This is a genomic window from Rubritalea tangerina (genome assembly GCF_042683245.1).
GTDB lineage: Bacteria > Verrucomicrobiota > Verrucomicrobiia > Verrucomicrobiales > Akkermansiaceae > Rubritalea > Rubritalea tangerina.
The window spans coordinates 1-502 of the sequence record NZ_JBHUJB010000093.1 but is presented as its reverse complement, the minus strand read 5'-3'; the positions used below and the strand labels follow the sequence as shown (position 1 = coordinate 502).

The window sequence follows — 502 nt, the reverse complement described above, 5'->3', positions numbered from 1 at the left end:
GGCTAGGTGAAAGTAGCACACCACACGTGAAACGGTGTGTGAAGATGGGGGGACCACCCTCCAAGGCTAAATACTCGTTAGCGACCGATAGTGAACCAGTACCGTGAGGGAAAGGTGAAAAGAACCCCTGTGAGGGGAGTGAAATAGAACCTGAAACCATGTGCCTACAAGGTGTAGGAGCTCTTCGGAGTGACTGCGTGCCTTTTGCTTAATGAGTCTGCGAGTTAGTATATGTGGCAAGCTTAAGAACTTATGGTTCGGAGGCGTAGGGAAACCAAGTCCTAATAGGGCGTCAATGAGTTGCATGTGCTAGACCCGAAACGGAGGTGACCTACCCATGGCCAGGTTGAAGCTTAGGTGATACTAAGTGGAGGACCGAACCGGTGAATGTTGAAAAATTCTCGGATGAGCTGTGGGTCGGAGTGAAAGGCTAATCAAACCCCGTGATAGCTGGTTCTCCTCGAAATGCATTTAGGTGCAGCGTTGCGTGCTGATGAGTGGG

Annotated in this window: 1 rRNA gene; it reads left to right on the top strand. The window is 50.6% G+C overall.

Features of this window, described 5'->3' with window-relative positions:
* A 23S ribosomal RNA gene (locus tag ACFSW8_RS17780) occupies window positions 1–502 on the top strand; the annotation flags it as partial.